This is a genomic window from Pseudomonas benzenivorans, from assembly GCF_024397895.1.
GTDB classification, from domain to species: domain Bacteria; phylum Pseudomonadota; class Gammaproteobacteria; order Pseudomonadales; family Pseudomonadaceae; genus Aquipseudomonas; species Aquipseudomonas benzenivorans_A.
Genome location: NZ_CP073346.1, coordinates 4,561,326 through 4,579,398 on the forward strand (window position 1 = coordinate 4,561,326; position 18,073 = coordinate 4,579,398).

17 protein-coding genes are annotated in these 18,073 nt (G+C 66.6%); 2 read left to right on the forward strand and 15 right to left on the reverse strand.

Annotation, left to right across the window (positions count from 1 at the left end; genetic code table 11):
- Positions 1-31: 31 nt before the first annotated feature.
- The 10 genes from nirD to KDW96_RS21235 all read right to left on the reverse strand — a co-directional run bounded on the left by nirD (position 32) and on the right by KDW96_RS21235 (position 11,625).
- The gene (gene nirD / locus KDW96_RS21190; protein WP_255838185.1) at positions 32-358 is read right to left on the reverse strand and encodes a nitrite reductase small subunit NirD; all 327 of its coding nucleotides are present in this window, start codon (positions 356-358) and stop codon (positions 32-34) included.
- Positions 355-2,811 carry a nitrite reductase large subunit NirB gene (gene nirB, locus KDW96_RS21195; RefSeq protein WP_255838186.1) on the reverse strand — a complete coding sequence of 819 codons (2,457 nt, stop codon included), beginning with the start codon at positions 2,809-2,811 and terminating at the stop codon, positions 355-357. The genes nirD and nirB overlap by 4 nt, the downstream gene beginning before the upstream one ends.
- Positions 2,812-3,104: 293 nt before the next feature.
- Entirely contained in the window at positions 3,105-4,772 is a 1,668-nt protein-coding gene (locus KDW96_RS21200) for a bifunctional protein-serine/threonine kinase/phosphatase (protein WP_255838187.1), read from the reverse strand.
- Positions 4,773-4,850: 78 nt separating this feature from the next.
- Positions 4,851-6,062 carry a nitrate/nitrite transporter gene (locus tag KDW96_RS21205; protein WP_255838188.1) on the reverse strand — a complete coding sequence of 404 codons (1,212 nt, stop codon included), beginning with the start codon at positions 6,060-6,062 and terminating at the stop codon, positions 4,851-4,853.
- Positions 6,063-6,499: 437 nt separating this feature from the next.
- On the reverse strand, positions 6,500-6,988 hold the full coding sequence (locus KDW96_RS21210) for a cytochrome C (RefSeq protein WP_255838189.1): 489 nt from the start codon (positions 6,986-6,988) through the stop codon (positions 6,500-6,502).
- A gap of 94 nt (positions 6,989-7,082) precedes the next feature.
- Entirely contained in the window at positions 7,083-7,526 is a 444-nt protein-coding gene (locus KDW96_RS21215; protein WP_255838190.1) for a thioesterase family protein, read from the reverse strand.
- Between the two features lie 123 nt (positions 7,527-7,649).
- Positions 7,650-8,444, reverse strand: a complete 795-nt coding sequence (locus KDW96_RS21220; protein ID WP_255838191.1) for an ABC transporter ATP-binding protein — start codon at positions 8,442-8,444, stop codon at positions 7,650-7,652.
- Between the two features lie 23 nt (positions 8,445-8,467).
- A complete protein-coding gene (locus tag KDW96_RS21225; protein WP_255838192.1) occupies positions 8,468-9,457 on the reverse strand; it encodes an ABC transporter permease in 990 nt (329 codons plus the stop codon).
- Positions 9,458-9,516: 59 nt separating this feature from the next.
- Positions 9,517-10,905: a CmpA/NrtA family ABC transporter substrate-binding protein gene (locus KDW96_RS21230; RefSeq protein WP_255838193.1), complete on the reverse strand. Its 1,389-nt coding sequence runs from the start codon at positions 10,903-10,905 to the stop codon at positions 9,517-9,519.
- Positions 10,906-11,307: 402 nt separating this feature from the next.
- Positions 11,308-11,625: a transcriptional regulator gene (locus tag KDW96_RS21235; RefSeq protein WP_255838194.1), complete on the reverse strand. Its 318-nt coding sequence runs from the start codon at positions 11,623-11,625 to the stop codon at positions 11,308-11,310.
- Between the two features lie 201 nt (positions 11,626-11,826).
- Between KDW96_RS21235 and KDW96_RS21240 the strand changes: the two genes are divergently transcribed.
- Positions 11,827-12,219 (forward strand): hypothetical protein, encoded by a 393-nt coding sequence (locus KDW96_RS21240; RefSeq protein ID WP_255838195.1) that lies wholly within the window; start codon positions 11,827-11,829, stop codon positions 12,217-12,219.
- 51 nt (positions 12,220-12,270) lie between these two features.
- On the opposite strand, the gene alaC is transcribed toward KDW96_RS21240, so the two are convergent.
- The 3 genes from alaC to KDW96_RS21255 all read right to left on the reverse strand — a co-directional run bounded on the left by alaC (position 12,271) and on the right by KDW96_RS21255 (position 15,070).
- Positions 12,271-13,509: an alanine transaminase gene (gene alaC, locus KDW96_RS21245; protein WP_255838196.1), complete on the reverse strand. Its 1,239-nt coding sequence runs from the start codon at positions 13,507-13,509 to the stop codon at positions 12,271-12,273.
- A 121-nt stretch (positions 13,510-13,630) separates the two neighbouring features.
- Positions 13,631-14,176 carry a hypothetical protein gene (locus KDW96_RS21250; protein WP_255838197.1) on the reverse strand — a complete coding sequence of 182 codons (546 nt, stop codon included), beginning with the start codon at positions 14,174-14,176 and terminating at the stop codon, positions 13,631-13,633.
- Positions 14,177-14,473: 297 nt separating this feature from the next.
- Positions 14,474-15,070 carry a TetR/AcrR family transcriptional regulator gene (locus KDW96_RS21255; protein ID WP_255838198.1) on the reverse strand — a complete coding sequence of 199 codons (597 nt, stop codon included), beginning with the start codon at positions 15,068-15,070 and terminating at the stop codon, positions 14,474-14,476.
- Positions 15,071-15,267: 197 nt separating this feature from the next.
- Here KDW96_RS21255 and KDW96_RS21260 point away from each other — a divergent pair, with 197 nt between their 5' ends.
- Entirely contained in the window at positions 15,268-15,849 is a 582-nt protein-coding gene (locus KDW96_RS21260; RefSeq protein WP_255838199.1) for a YdhR family protein, read from the forward strand.
- A gap of 110 nt (positions 15,850-15,959) precedes the next feature.
- Here KDW96_RS21260 and KDW96_RS21265 read toward each other — a convergent pair whose 3' ends face one another.
- Together KDW96_RS21265 and KDW96_RS21270 are read right to left on the reverse strand one after the other, a co-directional pair.
- On the reverse strand, positions 15,960-17,324 hold the full coding sequence (locus KDW96_RS21265) for a pyridoxal phosphate-dependent decarboxylase family protein (protein WP_255838200.1): 1,365 nt from the start codon (positions 17,322-17,324) through the stop codon (positions 15,960-15,962).
- Positions 17,325-17,492: 168 nt separating this feature from the next.
- Positions 17,493-18,071, reverse strand: a complete 579-nt coding sequence (locus tag KDW96_RS21270) for an ANTAR domain-containing response regulator (protein WP_255838201.1) — start codon at positions 18,069-18,071, stop codon at positions 17,493-17,495.
- Positions 18,072-18,073 lie beyond the last annotated feature (2 nt).

An 18,073-nucleotide genomic window follows, 5' to 3' on the forward strand; every position in this document is an offset into this window, starting at 1 on the left:
GAAACGCCCGCGGCGTAGTCCACCCTGTGGCTCACGCGCACTCTTTCGCGGCATTCAGGGCCAGCAGCACCCGGCCGTTCTCGACTTTCGCCTGGTGCCGGTGGGCGCAACCGACATCCGGGGCCACGGCTTCGCCGCTGGCCAGCTCGATCTGCCAGTTGTGCAGTGGGCAGGCCACGCGCTTGCCGTAGATCAGGCCCTGGGACAGCGGCCCGCCCTTGTGCGGGCAGCGGTCGTCGAGGGCGAAGACTTCATCTGCGGACGTCCGAAAGAGCGCGATGTCGCCTTTCGGGCCTTTGACGATGCGCGAGCCCAGTACGTTGATCTCTTCCAGGGCGCAGATATCCAGCCAGGTCATACGGAGGCCTCCTCGAGCTGCACGACGGTGATGCGGTCGAATTCTTTCTTCAGGTTCGGGGTTTCGATGCGCTCCTTCCACGGGTCCTGCTCGAAGGACAGCGCGTACTGCAGGCGGGCGTTGAGCGCCTTGCGGTTGTCGGCGTCCTCGATCACCGCCTTCTTGATGTGCTCCATGCCCACGCGCTGCAGGTAGTGCACGGTGCGCTCCAGGTAGAAGGCTTCCTCGCGATACAGCTGGAGGAAGGCGCCGTTGTACTCGCGTACTTCCTCGGCGGTCTTGAGCTTGACGAAGAACTCGGCGACCTCGGTCTTGATCCCGCCGTTGCCGCCGATGTACATCTCGAAACCCGAGTCCACACCGATGATGCCGACGTCCTTGATGCCGGCCTCGGCGCAGTTGCGCGGGCAGCCGGAGACCGCCAGCTTGACCTTGTGCGGCGACCACATGTTGAACAGGTCGTGCTCCAGGTCGATGCCCAGCTGGGTCGAGTTCTGCGTGCCGAAGCGGCAGAACTCGCTGCCCACACAGGTCTTCACGGTGCGGATGGACTTGCCGTAGGCGTGGCCGGAGGGCATGTCCAGCTCCTTCCACACCGCCGGCAGGTCGTCCTTCTTGATCCCCAGGAGGTCGATGCGCTGGCCGCCGGTGACCTTGACCATGGGCACCTGGTACTTGTCGGCCACGTCGGCGATGCGGCGCAGCTCGGAGGGGTTGGTCACCCCGCCCCACATGCGCGGCACCACCGAGTAGGTGCCGTCCTTCTGGATGTTGGCGTGGGCGCGCTCGTTGATCAGGCGCGACTGCGGGTCGTCCTTGGCCTCGCCAGGCCAGGTGGAGATCAGGTAGTAGTTCAGCGCCGGGCGGCAGGTGGCGCAGCCGTTCGGCGTGCTCCAGTTCATGAAGGCCATGGCGTCGGCCAGGCTGGTCAGGTGCTGCTCGCGGATGGTCTTGCGGATCTGCCCGTGGTTGAAGTCGCTGCAGCCGCAGATGGCTTTCTCGCTTTTGGGCTTCACATCCGCCGCGCCGCCGACGGTGCTGATCAGGATCTGCTCCACCAGGCCTGCGCAGGAGCCGCAGGAACTGGCGGCCTTGGTGTGCTTCTTGACCTCGTCGACCGAGAACAGGCCGTTCTCCTGGATGGCCTTGACGATACTGCCCTTGCATACGCCGTTGCAGCCGCACACCTCCATGCTGTCGGGCATGTTGGCGGTCTTGTCGGCGCCCTGGTGACCGACGTCGCCGATGGCGCCTTCGCCGAACATCAGGTGGTCGCGGATCTCGCCGACGTTGTGGTTCTCGCGGATCTGGCGGAAGTACCAGCCGCCGTCGGCGGTGTCGCCGTACAGGCAGGCGCCGACCAGCACGTCGTCCTTGATCACCAGCTTCTTGTACACGCCGCCGATGGGGTCGGAGAGGGTGATGGTCTCGGTGCCTTCGCCGCCCATGAATTCGCCGGCGGAGAACAGGTCGATGCCGGTGACCTTGAGCTTGGTCGAGGTGACCGAGCCCTGGTAGCGGGAGTAGCCGAGCTGGGCCAGGTGGTTGGCACAGACCTTGGCCTGCTCGAACAGCGGCGCCACCAGGCCGTAGGCGATGCCGCGGTGGCTGGCGCATTCGCCGATGGCGTAGACCCGCGGGTCGAAGGTCTGCAGGGTGTCGTTGACCAGGATGCCGCGGTTGCAGGCGATCCCGGCCTTCTCCGCCAGCTCGCTGTTGGGGCGGATGCCGGCGGCCATCACCACCAGGTCGGCGGGAATCACCTCGCCGTCCTTGAACTTCACCGCGCAGACCCGGCCCTCGCCGTTGTCCAGCAGTTCGGCGGTGTGCTTGGGCAGGAGGAACTTCAGGCCGCGGTCTTCCAGGGACTTCTGCAGCAGGTCGCCGGCGGTGCGGTCGAGCTGGCGCTCCAGCAGCCAGTCGCCGATATGCACCACGGTGACGTCCATGCCGCGCAGCTTGAGGCCGTTGGCCGCTTCCAGGCCGAGCAGGCCGCCGCCGATGACCACCGCGTGCTTATGGATCTTGGCGGTCTCCATCATCATCTGGGTGTCGGCGATGTCGCGGTAGCCGATCACCCCGTCCAGGTCCTTGCCGGGAATCGGCAGGATAAAGGGGTTGGAGCCGGTGGCGATAAGCAGACGGTCGTACCCGGCCTCGCTGCCGTCGTCGGCGATCACCTTGCGCGCCTTGCGGTCGATGTCGACCACCTTGCGCCCCAGCCGCAGGTCGATGCCGTTGTCGGCGTACCAGGCCAGGTCGTTGAGGACGATCTCCTCGAAGGTCTGCTCACCGGCCAGCACCGGCGAGAGCAGGATGCGGTTGTAGTTCGGGTGCGGCTCGGCACCGAATACCGTGATGTCGTACAGGTCCGGGGCGAGCTTGAGCAGCTCTTCGAGGGTTCTGACCCCGGCCATGCCGTTGCCGATCATCACCAGCTTGAGTTTCTTCATGGGTTCTCACCGTCACCATTAACCGGAAAACAAAAAAGGCGTCCCGCCAGCAAGCTAGCGAGGACGCCTTTGTCCAGGTCCCGTTCTCTCGGGAAGCGCGACCTTCCACGTTGAAGGTCGCGCCTTATTTAATTTGTACAAATGCTTTAGCAGGCTCTGTGCCAACTCCAGGAACTGCCCGACTCATGGGGCTTTCAGCGTTCTACGCGGCTGTCAGTAGCGGGGCTGGACTGCTGCCGGCGCACCTGATTAAGGCGAGTTGCGCCGTTATGGTGCATCTTTCGGTGGTTTGCCTAGCTGAGCAGCAGCACCAGCAGGACCAGGTTCAGCAGCAGGGAAACCAGGGCCACGGTGCGCCAGACCAGCAGCGGCTCGCGCTCCAGCAGCGGTCGGGGCCGGTTGCTGAGGGCCTGGCGGTCGCCCTGCTCCAGGACCAGCAGCCATTCCTCGGCGGTCTCGAAGCGCTGCTGCGGGTCGACGCTGACCGCACGGCTGAGGCTCTCGTCCAGCCAGCTGGGCAGGTCGGGGCGATAACGGCTGGCCGGGGTTGGGTTGGCGAAGCGCGGGTGCTGGAAGGCCTCTATCTCGCCATAGGGATAGTGGCCGGTAAGCAGGTGATAGAGGGTCACGCCGGCCGCGTAGAGGTCCTGGCTGGCGCTGGGCGGGCTGCCGGCGAAGGCTTCCGGGGCGATATAGCTGGGGGTGCCCGGCAGGCTGCCGGCCTCGTCGCGGGACAGCCCCGGGCAATAGGCCAGGCCGAAGTCGAGCACGCGCAGCTCGCCGTCATTGCCCCACAGCAGGTTCTCCGGCTTGATGTCGCGGTGCAGGATATTGCGCCGGTGCAGCAGGCCCACGGCCTTGATCAGGCGCGGGGCGATGTCCAGCCACTGTGGAAGGGGCAGCGGGCCGGACAGGCGCAGGTGCTCGGCCAGGGTCTGCCCGGCATATTCGCGCTGCACGTAATACAGGTGCTGACGCTGCGGCAGCGGGTGCACTTCGGCGAAGTGGCGACCGGCCACCCGGCGCAGGAACCACTCCTCCTGCAACAGCGCCGGGCCGGCCTGGGCCTCGTCGGCGCGGCTCGGCGGCAGGGTCTTGAGCAGCCAGCGTCGTGCCTGGCTGTCGCGCACCCGGTAGACCAGGGACTGGCGCGACTCGCCGAGCAGGCGTTCGACCTGCCAGTCCTCGAAGACCTGGCCCTCGCGCAGCCTGGGCGGCAGCGGCCAGTGGGCCAGCTGCGCCAAGGTATCGGCCAGGCCGCTCTGCGGCAGGCCGTCGACCCGCACCAGCAGGGCGCTGGCATTGTCCTGGCTGCCGGCCAGGTGGGCGGCGCTGACCAGCGCCTCGGCGGCCGCAGCCGGGTCCGGCTCTTCGTGCAGGATGCGCTGGATGCCGGTGTCACCGAGCACCGCCCAGACACCGTCGCTGACCAGCAGGAAACTCTCGCCCTGGCGCAGCTCGCCGTCCAGGTAGTCCACCACCAGGTGCTGGTCCAGGCCCAAGGCGCGCTTGAGCACATGCTGCATGCCTGGCTGCTCCCAAACATGGTCTTCGCTGAGGCGCTCGAGCTGCTGGCCGTGCCAGCGATAGGCGCGGCAGTCGCCGACATGCGCCAGGGTGAAGCGGCGGCCGCGCAGAACCAGGGCGCTGAGGGTGGTGAGCAGCGGCTGGCCGCCGCCATTGGCCAGCAACCAGCGGTTGTGGGCGACCAGCAGGCGATCCAGCGACTGCGCCACCGCCCAGGTTTCCGGGGTCGCGTAGTAGTCCAGGGCCAGGGCCTGCAGGGTCGCCCGGGCGGCCAGGCCGCCATCGGCGCATTGGCTGACACCGTCGGCCAGGGCGAACAGGTAGCCCTTGCTCGCCGCCAGGGCCGGCGCCGGCGTCACCACCCGCAGGGCGTCCTGGTTCTCTTCCCGGGGGCCGGTGGCGGTCGCTTCGCCGAAGCTCAGTTGCAGGGCCATCGGGCTCTCTCGTGTGCGGACAGGGGAAACGCAGAGGGGCGATCTGCATCGCCCTTGTATAGCACGGCGCTAGCCGCCTCAGACCCGCGCCGCGGTGACGGCGGCCGAACCCCAGGTGGTGCGCCAGCGCTGCTTCACGCCGTACAGGCCGAACCAGGCCAGCAGGCCGAGGCTGGCGAACAGCCACAGGGCCAGCTGGTAGTCGCCGGTGTGCTGCTTGATCGCGCCCAGCCCTGCGGCCAGGAGGAAGCCGCCAACCCCGCCGGCCATGCCGATCAGGCCGGTCATCACGCCGATTTCCTTGCGAAAGCGCTGCGGCACCAGCTGGAACACCGCACCGTTGCCGGCACCGAGGCCGAGCATCGCGGCGACAAACAGCGCCAGCGCGGCGGTCGAACTGGACAGGTTGAAGCCCACCGCGGCGATGCACAGCGAGGCGACGGTGTACATCATCAGCAACGAACGGATCCCGCCGATGCGGTCGGCCAGGGCGCCGCCCAGGGGACGCAGCAGGCTGCCGGCGCAGACGCAGGCGGCGGTGTAGTAGCCGGCGGTGACCGGGTCCAGGCCGTATTGGTCGTTGAAGTAGCCGGGCAGGGCGCTGGCCAGGCCGATGAAGCCACCGAAGGTGACGCTGTAGAAGAACATGAACCACCAGCTGTCGCGGTCGCCGAGGGCCTTGAGGTAGTCCGCCAGGGCCTTGGGCTTGGGCCGTTCCGGGGCGTTCTTGGCGACCAGGGCGAACACCACCAGGGTGATCAGCAGCGGAATCAGGGCCCAGCCGAACACGTTCTGCCAGCCGAACAGCGCGGCCAGGCCCGGGGCGAAGATGGCCGCCAGTACGGTGCCGGAGTTGCCGGCGCCGGCGATGCCCATGGCCTTGCCCTGGTGCTGCGGCGGGTACCACTGGGAGGCCAGGGGCAGGGCGACGGCGAAGGCCGCACCGGCGAAGCCGAGGAACAGGCCGAGCAGCAGGGCGTGCTCATAGGTCTGGATGCCGATCTGCCAGGCGGCGAACAGCGAACAGATCACCACCACCTGGCCGATCAGGCCGGCGCTCTTGGGCGACAGGCGATCGGCCAGCAGCCCCATGAAGATGCGCAGCACGGCGCCGGCGAGGATCGGCGTGGCGACCATCAGGCCGCGTTGCTGGGCGGTCAGCTCGAGGTCGGTGGCGATCTGCACGGCGAGTGGGCCGAGCAGGTACCAGACCATGAAGCTCAGGTCGAAATAGAGAAAAGCGGCGAACAGCGTGGGGGCGTGACCGGCTTTCCAGAAACTCGTATTCATCGAACACCTCATCGGCTAAATAGGGTCCCGGCCGGGGCGCGGCAGACCGTGGTCGTGGACACGGTGGCCGCAGCCCGCCGGGGAGGCGCAGCACTTGTGGTGCCGCGCCCTGCGGCCGAAGCCACAGCTGGGTTGAGAGAGTTGCCCGCAAGGCCCCTGGATCGCAGGGGCATCACCATCCCCAAACGCTGGGGCGAAAACGAAAAACGCCGCCCGACCCTGTCGCTGACTGGCGAAGGGTGGGGCGACGTCTTTGTCGTTTCTGAGGCAGCCGCCGTTGGCTGCCCGCCTGGAGGTATTAGCAAGACCTGCGCCAACCCTTTGAACAGCGTGGAATCAGGCGTTGAGAAGCCGGGTTGGCCTGGGTGGGCGAGTCAAAATGGGGCGCGCGCGCCGAGCGTGCGCGGTTACGGGGCGCCGCGGTGCGCGGCCAGGGTTCAGTCGGCGGCAGGCGGTGTCGGAAACAGGATCACCGGCTCGGGCGGCGGCTGCCCCGGGGGCAGGGCGGCGGGAGCCGGGACACCGGCCGGGCCGAGGTGCTTGACCAGCTGGTAGATGGCCAGCAGGTCCTCGTCGGTCATGATGTGCAGCTTGTCGTTGGGCATGGGCGGCCGGTAGTTGGCGTTGCGCGCCAGGGTCAGCCACTGACGCTCGCTGAGGTGCGGCAGCAGTAGACGCAGATTGCTCGGGTAGGTGGTGCCCCAGGGGCCGCTCCAGCCCAGTCGGTCGCCCTTGAGCCACTCGCTTTCCGGGATGGCGCCGGGCGCCATCAGGTAGCCGGCGGTGTGGCAGTCGTTGCAGCCGCCGATGGTGACCAGGTAACGGCCGCGCTCGAGCTGGGCCTCGTCGGAGAGTACCGTGGGGCTGGCGGTCAACAGCGCGGCCAGCAGGGCACGTGGCGCCGGATGGGGGCGCTTGGCGAACATGGCAATAACCTCCTGCGCGTGGGCCAGCATCGACGGGCGCTGCCCTTAGGTATAGCGCAGTGGACCGACTCCACCGGCGGCCAGGCGGCGCGCGTCAACCCAACCAGTTGGCCTGGGGGAACTTGGCGCTGAAGGCCGCCGGCATTTCCACCACCTGGCCACGCTTGTAGTCGAAGAAGACGAAGCCGGACTTGGCCATCGCCACCAGGGTGGCGTCCTGTGGGCGGCTGATGCGGAAGGTGATATCGCCGCCGTAGCGGTTGAAGTCCATCACCCCGACCTCGAACAGCAGCTGGTCGCGGGCATGGGCTTCGGCGCGGTAGGTGGTGGCCAGGTCGGTGACGATGATGCCGATGCCGTCCTCGCGGGTTTCCTCGACGCCGAACTCGAAGAGAAAGCGCGCCCGCGCCTCGGAAATCATCGAGATCATCGAGTCGTTGCCCAGGTGATTGGCGGCGTTGATGTCGGTGACCCGCACGGTCAGGTGGGTGCTGTAGCAGTACTGGTCTTCGGGGAACTCGAGGGTCAGGCGGGCCATGGGCGGGTCTCGTTGCGTGGGGGGCGGCGCCAACTGGGCGCGCGGCGAGTATACGCGCGCCCAGGACCGAGGCCGCTTCCCTATAGGCCAAATGTCAGGCGAATCGCCCGCCGTCGCGCCGGTTCAGGCCGCCGGGCGCTGCTGCTTCTGGTAGAGGAACTCCAGCACGGCCGCGCGGTAGTCGTGGTAGCGCCCATCGTGGGCCAGGGCCATGCGCTCGCGCGGGCGCGCCAGGTCGACCTCGAGGATATCGCCGATGGTCGCGGCCGGGCCGTTGCTCATCATCACGATGCGGTCGGACAGCAGCACCGCCTCGTCGACGTCGTGGGTGATCATGATCACCGTGTTGCCCAGCTCGGCATGGATCTCCATCAGCGAATCCTGCAGATGGGCGCGGGTCAGGGCATCCAGGGCGCCGAACGGCTCGTCCATCAGCAGTACCTTCGGCTGCATGGCCAGGGCGCGGCCGATGCCGATGCGCTGCTTCATGCCACCGGAGATCTCGCTGGGGCGCTTGTCGCGGGCGTGGCTCATGTGCACCAGCTCGAGGTTGTACTCGATCCACTCGCGCATCTCGGCCTTGCTCTTGTGCCCCTGGAACACCTGGCGCACCGCCAGCTCGATGTTCTGGTAGCAGCTCAGCCAGGGCAACAGGCTGTGGTTCTGGAATACCACGGCGCGCTCGGGGCCGGGCGAGTCGACCTCGCGGCTGTCGAGTATCACCCCGCCGGTGCTGGCCTGATAGAGGCCGGCGACGATGTTGAGCACGGTGGATTTGCCGCAGCCGGAGTGGCCGATCAGCGAGACGAACTCGCCCTTGGCGATCTTCAGGTTGACGTGCTGCAAGGCGCAGTACAGCCCTTTGTCGGTGGGAAAGCTGATGCCGACGCCGGTCAGTTCGAGGTGTGCAGTGTGCATGGCGGACTCCTGAAGTTGGGCGTTTAGCGCAGGTCGGCGTGCTTGTCCCAGCTGGCACGGCGCTGGAGCATGAGCATGAGGCGGTCGAGGACGAAGCCGATCAGGCCGATGACGATGACCGCCACCATGATCCGGCCGAGGGAATTGGAGCTGCCGTTCTGGAACTCGTCCCAGATGAATTTGCCCAGCCCCGGGTTCTGCGCCAGCATCTCGGCGGCGATCAGCACCATCCAGCCGGTGGCCAGGGATAGGCGCAGGCCGGTGAAGATCATCGGCACGGCGGCGGGCAGCACGATCCGCCGCACGTGGGACAGCGGCGACAGGCTGAGCACGCGGCTGACGTTCTGCAGGTCCTGGTCCAGGTTGGCCACGCCGACCGTGGTGTTGATCACCGTCGGCCACAGGCAGCACAGCGCCACGGTGATCGCCGAGGTGACGAAGGACTTGGCCAGCAGCGGGTCGCTGCTGGTGTAGACGGCGCTGACCACCATGGTCACCAGGGGCAGCCAGGCCAGCGGCGACACCGGCTTGAACACCTGGATCAGCGGGTTGACCGCGTTGTAGATCGGCTTGCTCAGGCCGCAGACGATGCCCAGCGGAATGGCCACCAGGGAGGCGATGACGAAGCCGGTCAGCACCGTGTAGAGGCTGGTGAAGATCTGCTTGAAGAAGGTCGGCTTGCCGGTATAGGGGCGCACCTTCACCTTGGCGTCGGGGTTTTTTACCAGCCTGGCGGCGTTGCGCGCCTCCTGGCGGGCGTAGAAGGCATCGGCCCTGTCCTGTTCGCGCTGGTGCTCGCTGACCAGGGCGCCGAACTGGCTGGCGACCTGGGCGGGGCCGGGGAACTTGCCCAGGCTGGTGTCGATGCTGCCGGCGGCGACCTGCCAGAACAGCAGGAAGGCGAGCACGCCGATCAGCGGCATCAGCACGCTCGGCAGCCAGCGCCTGAAGGCCGCGCTGCGGGCGGACTTCAGGGTTTCCTGAATGGGTTGTACGACTGCGGGGTTGCTCATCTTCTAATCCTCGAAGCAGAGGGGCGCCCGAGAGGCCGGCGCCCATGGCTGGGGCCGGGTTAGAGCGCGGAGTCGGCCTTCAGGCCAATGCTGAACTGGTTGATATAGGCGTTCGGCTGGCGGCCGTCGTAGGTCAGGCCATCGATGAACTCGTTGCTGGGGGCGCGGAAGCCTTCTTCGCTGGCGGCGGGGAAGTCCGTGCTCTTGGCCAGGCCGTCGGCCACCAGTTCGGCGGCGGCGTTGCGGTAGATGTCCGGCAGGTAGACCTGCTTGGCCACATCCAGGTACCAGCTGTCCGGCTTGGCCTCACCGATCTGGCCCCAGCGGCGCATCTGGGTCAGGTACCAGATGGCGTCGGAGTAGAAGGGATAGGTGGCGTGGTAGCGGAAGAACACGTTGAAGTCCGGCACTTCACGGGTGTCGCCCTTCTCGTACTCGAAGGTGCCGGTCATGGAGTTGGCGATTACCTTGGCGTCGGCGCCGACGTACTCGGGGCGGGCGAGGATCTGCACGGCCTCCTGGCGGTTGGCGTTGCCGTTCTCGTCCAGCCACATGGCGGCGCGGATCAGCGCCTTGACCAGGCGCTTGTGGGTCTCCGGGTTGGCATCGGCCCAGGTCTTGGAGACGCCGAAGACTTTCTCCGGATTGTTCTTCCAGATCTCGTAGTCGGTGATCACCGGCACGCCGATACCCTTGATCACCGCCTGCTGGTTCCACGGCTCGCCGACGCAGTAGCCGTCGATGGTGCCGGCTTCCATGGTCGAAGGCATCTGCGGCGGCGGGGTGACCGAGAGCAGCGCGTCGGCATTCAGGGTGCCGGTGATGTCGCCCTTGGCCGGCGCGTAATAGCCCGGGTTGATGCCGCCGGCGGCCAGCCAGTAGCGCAGCTCGTAGTTGTGGGTCGAGACCGGGAACACCATGCCTAGGTTGAAGGGCTTGCCCTGGGCCTTGTACTGCTCGATCACCGGCTTGAGGGCATCGGCCTTGATCGGGTGCACCGGCTTGCCGTTCTCCATCGGCACGTGCTTCTTCATCTCTTCCCAGACGCTATTGGAAACGGTGATGCCGTTGCCGTTGAGGTCCATGGAGAAGGCGGTGACCACCTCGGCCTTGGTGCCGAAGCCGATGGTGGCGCCCAGCGGCTGCCCGGCGAGCATGTGGGCGCCGTCCAGTTCGCCGGTGATCACCCGGTCCAGCAGCACCTTCCAGTTGGCCTGGGCTTCCAGGGTGACGTACAGGCCTTCGTCCTCGAAGTAGCCCTTCTCGTAAGCGATGGCCAGCGGCGCCATGTCGGTCAGCTTGATGAAGCCGAGCTTGAGTTCGTCCTTCTCCGGCTCGGCGGCCCGGGCCATTTGCAGGCTCAGGGGCGTCAGCAGGATAGCCGCGGCGCAGCCGAGGCCGGCCAGGGTTCTTTTCAGCAGGGAGCGGCGAGCGATGGATGGATGCATGGTGATTCCTCAGGTCTCGAAAACGAAAAAAGACGTCACGGACAAGCCGGCCCGTGGGGGGCTGGATGCCTGAGACGTCTTTGTCTATTCGTCTCGATCACCGCCGTTGGCGATCCGAAGACGTTTGCTGAGGAGGGATTTGCAAGGGGCTTGCCAGCTTTCCCGAGGCGCCCCTTGCAAGCCGCGTGCGGTGCCTCGCCGGCAGTCCGGGACTGGAGATAAAAATCTTCTAAAACAGTGGCATATGGAGATGTCGCGGGCTGTTTTGGCGGCTACAGAGCGCACAACGAGCGGCTCGCCGGCCCGCCAGGCGCCGCCCATGCGGCCCTGTTGCTGAGCCATCGCTGTGCGCCGTGGCCATGTCCTGTGCGCTTTTGGTTCGGTTTCGCAGGCGCCGCCGGGTTAGCGCACGGCCGGCTGCGCCCGGGCCTCCTCGACGAACTCCTTGAGCCAGCGCAGCACGTCCACCGCGTCCCAGCGCGCCGGATCGAACATGGCGTAGGCCAGGCCCTGGTAGCCGACCACGTCCAGTTGCCTGTGGTAGCCGGCACGCTGCAGCAGGGCTTCGATCTCGGCGAAACAGGTATTGAAATGCACGCGGTTGAAGGGGGTCTTGCCCTCGGTGACGATGCCCTCGAGCTGCAGCTCCTCGACCGTCGCGCGAACCCGCTCCAGCGGCATGCGGTTCACCGTGTGTTTCAGTTGCAGTACGTCCAGCATCGCGTCGCTCCTGATTGATGCGCCGAATTGGCCGGCCCCTGGCGCTGACGCGCGCTGGCCTGTGATGCAAAACAGTCTACTGGAAAAGTACTGTACAAATAAACAGTATTCGACAATAGTAAGACCGTCGCTTTCCTGAACTCACTCGTTCGCCGGGGCCTCCGTGTTCGGACCCGGCGCTCTGCAGAGGAGCAAGTAGCAATGCAACAGACCTTGATGACGATTGTGCTGTTGGCCCTGTTGAGCGGTTGCGCCCAGCCGCAGGTCGAGCAACCCCGGGCCAATGGCACCTACCTGGTGATCGAGAATGGCCAGGCCTGGGCGGTACTGGTGGCGGACGGCAAGCGCAGCGAGGAGCGGGGTACCGTGATCGATGCGATCAGGCTGCCCAGCGAGCATGGGGCGGTGGCCGCCAGCTATGTGATCGAGACGCCCAATTGCGGGCGGGTGCAGTGGCTGACCGAGCGGCGTGACACCGCCGAGGGCGTGACCAGCCTGATGTCGCTGCACGACAACCAGCGCCTGGGCGAGTCCGGCTGCGTGATCGGTGAGGGCTTGAGCCGGGTGTGGACGGTGCTGGACTATTCCGGCTGACGGTCCGGCTGTGCCCGGCAGCATCGCTGCCGAGCACCCTGGATTGTCGCTTCAGGCGTCGGGGACCTTGCGCGGCTTGGCCGGTGCGGCCTGCAGCAGGCCATCGGCGCGGAACATTGCCTTGATGCCGCGCACGGCCTGACGAATGCGGTCCTGATTTTCGATCAGGGCGAAGCGCACATGATCGTCGCCATAGTCGCCAAAACCCAAACCCGGCGACACGCAGACCTTGGCCTCGGCCAGCAGCTTCTTGGCGAACTCCAACGAGCCGAGCGCGGCGTACTGCTCGGGAATCTTCGCCCAGACGTACATCGAGGCCTTGGGGTTCTCCACCATCCAGCCGATCTCATGCAGCCCCCTGACCAGTAGATTGCGGCGCTGGCGGTATTGCTCGGCGATGTCCCGCACGCACTGCTGGTCGCCCTCCAGTGCCGCGATGGCAGCCACCTGCAGGGGGGTGAAGGTGCCGTAGTCGTGGTAGCTCTTGATCCGCGCCAGGGCGTTGACCAGCTCCGGGTTGCCGACCATGAAGCCGATGCGCCAGCCGGCCATGTTGTAGCTCTTGGACAGGGTGAAGAACTCCACGGCGATGTCCTTGGCGCCCGGTACCTGCATGATCGACGGCGCCTTCCAGCCGTCGTAGACGATGTCAGCGTAGGCCAGGTCGTGGATCACCAGCACGTCGTACTGCTTGGCCAGGGCCACCACGCGCTCGAAGAAGTCCAGCTCCACGCACTGGGCGGTGGGGTTGGAGGGGAAGCCGAGAATCATCATCTTGGGCTTGGGGATGGATTCGCGGATGGCCCGCTCCAGCTCGGCGAAGAAGTCCACGCCGGGCACCAGCGGTACCGAGCGCACCTGGGCGCCGGCGATCACCGCGCCGTAGATGTGGATCGGGTAGCTGGGGTTGGGCACCAGCACGGTGTCGCCGTGGTCCAGGGTGGCCAGCATCAGGTGGGCCAGGCCTTCCTTGGAGCCGATGGTGACGATGGCTTCGCTTTCCGGGTCGATATCCACCGCGTAGCGCTCCTGGTACCAGCGCGAGATGGCGCGGCGCAGGCGCGGAATGCCGCGCGAGGTGGAATAGCCGTGGGTGTCGTCGCGCTGAGCGACGGTGCAGAGCTTCTCGACGATGTGCGGTGGGGTGGGGCCGTCGGGGTTGCCCATGCTGAAGTCGATGATGTCCTCGCCGCGGCGGCGGGCCGCCATCTTCAGCTCGGCGGTGATGTTGAACACGTAGGGGGGGAGTCGATCGATGCGCGCAAAGCGGCGCGAAGCTTGATCAGCCATGCTGTCCTCGAAAACGTAAGCGCCCGGAACCGTCCGAGCGACGTTGGCCAGTGCGCTGGCCAGGCGCCGAAGATAAGCGCAGCGCCTGGCGCTTGTCGAGTGACTTGTTTGAGTGACGTGGTCAGGCCGGGATGCTGCGCTTGAGTTCGCCCAGCAGTTCGATCAGCACCTGGATGTCGGCATCGCTGGTGCGCCAGGACGACAGGCTGAGGCGGAAGGCCGGGCGCCCCTGCCAGAGGGTCGGGCCGAACCACACCTGTCCGGAGGCCTGGGCCGCCTGGCGGATGGCCAGGGTCTGCTGGTCGGAGTCGGCGCGCACCAGTACCTGGTTCAGCGCGGCGCGGTTGAGCACCTGATAGCCCTGGGCGCGCAAACTGCTGGCGAGGTGGCCGGCCTGGCGGATATGCCGGTCGATCATCTCGCGCAGGCCGGCGCGGCCGAGGCTCGACAGCGCCGCCCAGATCGCCACCCTGCGGGCGCGGCGGGAAAACTCCTGGGTCAGGTTCTTCTGCGCGTCCCTGGAGGCGGTGGCATAGGCCGCGTCGCTGTTCATCGCGCTGTCCAGGGCGTCGCCGTCGAAGTCCCAGCCCTTGCGGGCCAGGAGCTTGCGCCGGACGGCGGACCGGCAGGCCAGGGTGCAGGCGGTGACGCTGGTGCCGAAGCCCACGGCGCTCTTGGGCGGCAGGCCGAGCGCTTCGCAGACCCAGCGCCGGCGATGCGCTCCAGGGTATCGGCCGCCGGCGAGCTATCGGACGAGGAGGCGCACTGGTCCCAGGCCAGCACCAGGCGCTCCGCGGCGGCGGCGGGCAGGGTGGCGCCGATGACGAAACCGAAGTAATGCGGGCCGTTCGGCGGTACGGCTGGCCGCCGGGCGGTGATCGGGTGGCCGGCGACCGCCCGAAGGCCTTCAGTCGCCGAGCATGTCGTGCATGGCGATGATCCGCTCGGCGACTGAGAGAGGCGTTTAGGGCTCCGTGGCCGTTGCGGCGCTGTCGAGAGGCGGCATTAGCGCCCGTTCGGCAGCCGCCACGATTTGCTCGGCCATCTCGGGGCTCTCCACCGCGCGCGCCAGCGTCACTGCCCCCGCCAGCATCCCCAGTGCCGCCAGCGCGGCTGTCGCGTCCGCCGGGGCGCTGTGCGATGCCGGGCCGGCCGCGATCATCTCCGCCACCTCGCGTAACTCGACCTCGAATGCAGCACGTACGCAGGCATCGGAACGCACCACCTCCGGAGCCAAACTCTGCAGAGCGCAACTCTCGGCCAAATCGCACCGCCGTTTTGCACCCAGGTAGAAGCGTACAAACTCCGGCCACCAGTGCTCGCCGTACTCGACCTGAAAGTGGTGCACGCCATCTTTCAGGCCCTCCATTCCCTGTGCCACGGCCGCACGGAACGCCGCCGCCTTGGAACCGAAGTGTACGTAGAACGCACCCGAGGTCACCCCGGCTTCCTTGGCTAGGCCATCTACACCAACCCCACCAAAGCCGCCTTTGCGAAAACCGCGACCCGCCGCATCGAGGATGCGCTGGTGGGTCTGCCTTTTTTGTTCCGATCTAGACATAGCCCTTGATCACTTGAGTTCGAAAACAAGAATTCTACTTGAACGGATAACGAACGTTATGCGAAATTGCATCACGGTCGTTATCTGCGACCGCGCTGATCGTTGGAACGACAGCCATCTCTTGCTCCAGGAGCCCAGTCATCAGCCACCGTGCCTATGTATATACCGAGCTACAAATCTCCGCCCAGTTCGAGGATGTGCCTTGGGAGCGCATCAATAGGTCCATCAAGGAGCAGCCAGGCTTTATCAACAAGACTTGGCTGGCCGGGGTAGGAAATGATTCGGCGGGGGGGTTCTATGTGTTCGATACGATCGAAAACGCACAGAAGTTCGTGACCGGGTACTTCCCAGCGGAGGCCCGAGTTTTTGGCGTGGCTCAAACCACGCGCGTATTCGATGCCATGGCAACCGAAGCGGCTAGCCTGGACATGAACTCAGCGCACCATTCCGGTCACGTCAGCATCAAACCCGGCGCCTTTGTCTATACCGAGGTGCAGTTGCATGCATTGCCCTTCGATCAAGTCGCACCGTGGCGAGAACTCAATCCGAAGCTCAAGCAGCAACGCGGTCTGCTGTCGAAGACCTGGCTTTCCGGCCTGCACACCGGCACGCCGGGGGGGCTATACGCGTTCGATACGCTTGAGAATGCCCGCAAGTTTGCCGTGGAGTATTTCCCGACCGAGGCGGCCGACCTGAATGCAGCGTTCTACACACGGGTGTTCGATGCGGATGTGACGGAGGAGGCCAGCCGCGGTATGGGGTCGCCGTTCTATCGCTGAACATTCACAACAGGCAGCGATGCAGGATAGGTTCCGGCTTCATCAAGGGAGGGCACGGTGCCCTCCCGCAGCGCCCGGGATTTGTCGAGCGACTTGTTTGAGTGACGTGGTCAGGCCGGGATGCTGTGCTTGAGTTCGCCCAGCAGCTCGATCAGCACCTGGATGTCGGCATCGCTGGTGCGCCAGGACGACACGCTGAGGCGGAAGGCCGGGCGTCCCTGCCAGAGGGTCGGGCCGAACCACACCTGCCCGGAGGCCTGTGCCGCCTGGCGGATGGCCACGGTCTGTTCGTCGTTGTCGGCGCGCACCAGCACCTGATTCAGCACGGCGCGGTTGAGCACCTGATAGCCCTGGGCGCGCAAACTGCTGGCGAGGTGGCCGGCCTGGCGGATATGCCGGTCGATCATCTCGCGCAGGCCGGCGCGGCCGAGGCTCGACAGCGCCGCCCAGATCGCCACCCCGCGGGCACGGCGGGAAAACTCCAGGGTCAGGTTCTTCTGCGCATCCTTGGAGGCCGTGGCGTAGGCGGCGTCGCTGTTCATCGCGGTGGCCAGGGCCTCGGCGTCGCGGCAGATGGCCATGGCGCCGTCGTAGGGGGTGTTCAGCCACTTGTGGCCGTCGGTGGTCCAGCTGTCGGCCAGCTCCACCCCGGCTGCCAGGTGGGCCGAGGACGAGGCCCGGGCCCAGAGACCGAAGGCGCCATCGACGTGTACCCAGGCGCCCGCCGCCTTGGCCCTGGGGATCAGTTCGGCGAAGGGGTCGAACTCGCCGGTGTTCACCTCGCCGGCCTGCAGGCAGAGGATGGTCATGTCATCCAGCGCCGGCAGCTGCTGCGGATCGACCCGTCCTTCGCCATCGGTCGGCGCGACGATCAGCCGGTTCACGCCGAAACCGAGGATACGCAGGGCCTTCTTCACGGTGATGTGGCAGCTGGCGGAAACCACCACCCGCACTTCCGGGGCGCCGACCAGACCGTCGCCGTCGAAGTCCCAGCCCTTGCTGGCCAGCAGTTTGCGCCGGGCGGCGGACAGGCAGGCGAGGGTGCAGGCGGTGGCGCTGGTGCCGAAACCCACGGCGCTTTGCGTCGGCAGACCGAGCAGCTCACAGACCCAGCGACCGGCGATGCGCTCCAGGGTGTCGGCGGCCGGCGAGTTGTCGAACGATGAGGCGCACTGGTCCCAGGCCAGCACCATGCGCTCCGCCGCGGCGGCCGCGGGCAGGGTGGCGCCGATGACGAAGCCGAAATAGCGCGGGCCGTTGGAGGCGACGGTGGCCGGCGAGCCGATCTCGTCCAGGCGCCGCAGCACGTCTTCGGCCGCCATGCCGTGTTCCGGGGGCGCCTGCTCGAAGGCTTTCAGGTCGGCGATGGCGGCGGGCGTCGGGAATACCGGGCGGTTGGCAATGCCATCGAAGTAGCTGAGGGCGCGGCGATCGGCGTCGGCCAGAAGTTGGCGTTCTTCGCTGGGGCTGGTCATGCTGGCGGGTCTCGCTGTGGGTTGGACAAGGGCCTCCAGCTTAGCCAGTGCTATCGAGGTGCAGCAGGCACAATCGGCCGATGAAACGGACGTACAGCGCCCGCTACAGGCGGTACGAGGTCGCACACAGTTGCCTTTCGGCCAGTACAGTTGCGCGGCGGGCTGGGTTCAACCGCCGAGCATGTCGTGCATGGCGATGATCTGCTCGGCGACCTGGATCAGCTTCTGCTGGCGACTCATGGCCTGGCGGCGCATGAGGGTGTAGGCCTCCTCCTCATTGCAGCTCTTCATCTTCATCAGCAGGCCCTTGGCCAGTTCGATGCGCTTGCGCTCGGCCAGCTGGGCGTCGCGCGCCTGCAATTGCGCGCGCAGGGCCTGATCGCTCTCGAAGCGGGCCATGGCCACGTCGAGAATCGGCTGCAGGCGCTCGGCCGCGATGCCTTCGACGATGTAGGCGCTGACCCCGGACTGGATGGCCTGGCGCATGACCTTGGGGTCGTGCTCGTCGGTGAACATGACGATGGGTCGAGGCTGGTCACGGCTGACCAGCACCACCTGCTCCATGACGTCGCGGCCGGGCGATTCGCTGTCGATCAGGATGACGTCGGGACGGACCGCCTCGACCCGCTCGGGCAGGTCGATGGTCAGGCCGGACTCGTCGATCACCTCGAAGCCGGCTTCGATCAGGGCGGCCCTGAGTCGGCCAACCTTTTTCGGTGTGTCGTTGATCAGGAGAATGCGCAGCATGG

What these genes read in the sequence shown, in the direction of transcription:
- KDW96_RS21220 (WP_255838191.1), bottom strand. Translation starts at nt 8,444, where the DNA reads ATGCACACTGCACACCTCGAACTGACCGGCGTCGGCATCAGCTTTCCC.
- KDW96_RS21235 (WP_255838194.1), bottom strand. Translation starts at nt 11,625, where the DNA reads ATGCTGGACGTACTGCAACTGAAACACACGGTGAACCGCATGCCGCTG.
- KDW96_RS21215 (WP_255838190.1), bottom strand. Translation starts at nt 7,526, where the DNA reads ATGGCCCGCCTGACCCTCGAGTTCCCCGAAGACCAGTACTGCTACAGC.
- KDW96_RS21200 (WP_255838187.1), bottom strand. Translation starts at nt 4,772, where the DNA reads ATGGCCCTGCAACTGAGCTTCGGCGAAGCGACCGCCACCGGCCCCCGG.
- KDW96_RS21210 (WP_255838189.1), bottom strand. Translation starts at nt 6,988, where the DNA reads ATGTTCGCCAAGCGCCCCCATCCGGCGCCACGTGCCCTGCTGGCCGCG.
- KDW96_RS21265 (WP_255838200.1), bottom strand. Translation starts at nt 17,324, where the DNA reads ATGACCAGCCCCAGCGAAGAACGCCAACTTCTGGCCGACGCCGATCGC.
- KDW96_RS21225 (WP_255838192.1), bottom strand. Translation starts at nt 9,457, where the DNA reads ATGAGCAACCCCGCAGTCGTACAACCCATTCAGGAAACCCTGAAGTCC.
- alaC (WP_255838196.1), bottom strand. Translation starts at nt 13,509, where the DNA reads ATGGCTGATCAAGCTTCGCGCCGCTTTGCGCGCATCGATCGACTCCCC.
- KDW96_RS21230 (WP_255838193.1), bottom strand. Translation starts at nt 10,905, where the DNA reads ATGCATCCATCCATCGCTCGCCGCTCCCTGCTGAAAAGAACCCTGGCC.
- nirD (WP_255838185.1), bottom strand. Translation starts at nt 358, where the DNA reads ATGACCTGGCTGGATATCTGCGCCCTGGAAGAGATCAACGTACTGGGC.
- KDW96_RS21255 (WP_255838198.1), bottom strand. Translation starts at nt 15,070, where the DNA reads ATGTCTAGATCGGAACAAAAAAGGCAGACCCACCAGCGCATCCTCGAT.
- KDW96_RS21205 (WP_255838188.1), bottom strand. Translation starts at nt 6,062, where the DNA reads ATGAATACGAGTTTCTGGAAAGCCGGTCACGCCCCCACGCTGTTCGCC.
- nirB (WP_255838186.1), bottom strand. Translation starts at nt 2,811, where the DNA reads ATGAAGAAACTCAAGCTGGTGATGATCGGCAACGGCATGGCCGGGGTC.
- KDW96_RS21240 (WP_255838195.1), top strand. Translation starts at nt 11,827, where the DNA reads ATGCAACAGACCTTGATGACGATTGTGCTGTTGGCCCTGTTGAGCGGT.
- KDW96_RS21270 (WP_255838201.1), bottom strand. Translation starts at nt 18,071, where the DNA reads ATGCTGCGCATTCTCCTGATCAACGACACACCGAAAAAGGTTGGCCGA.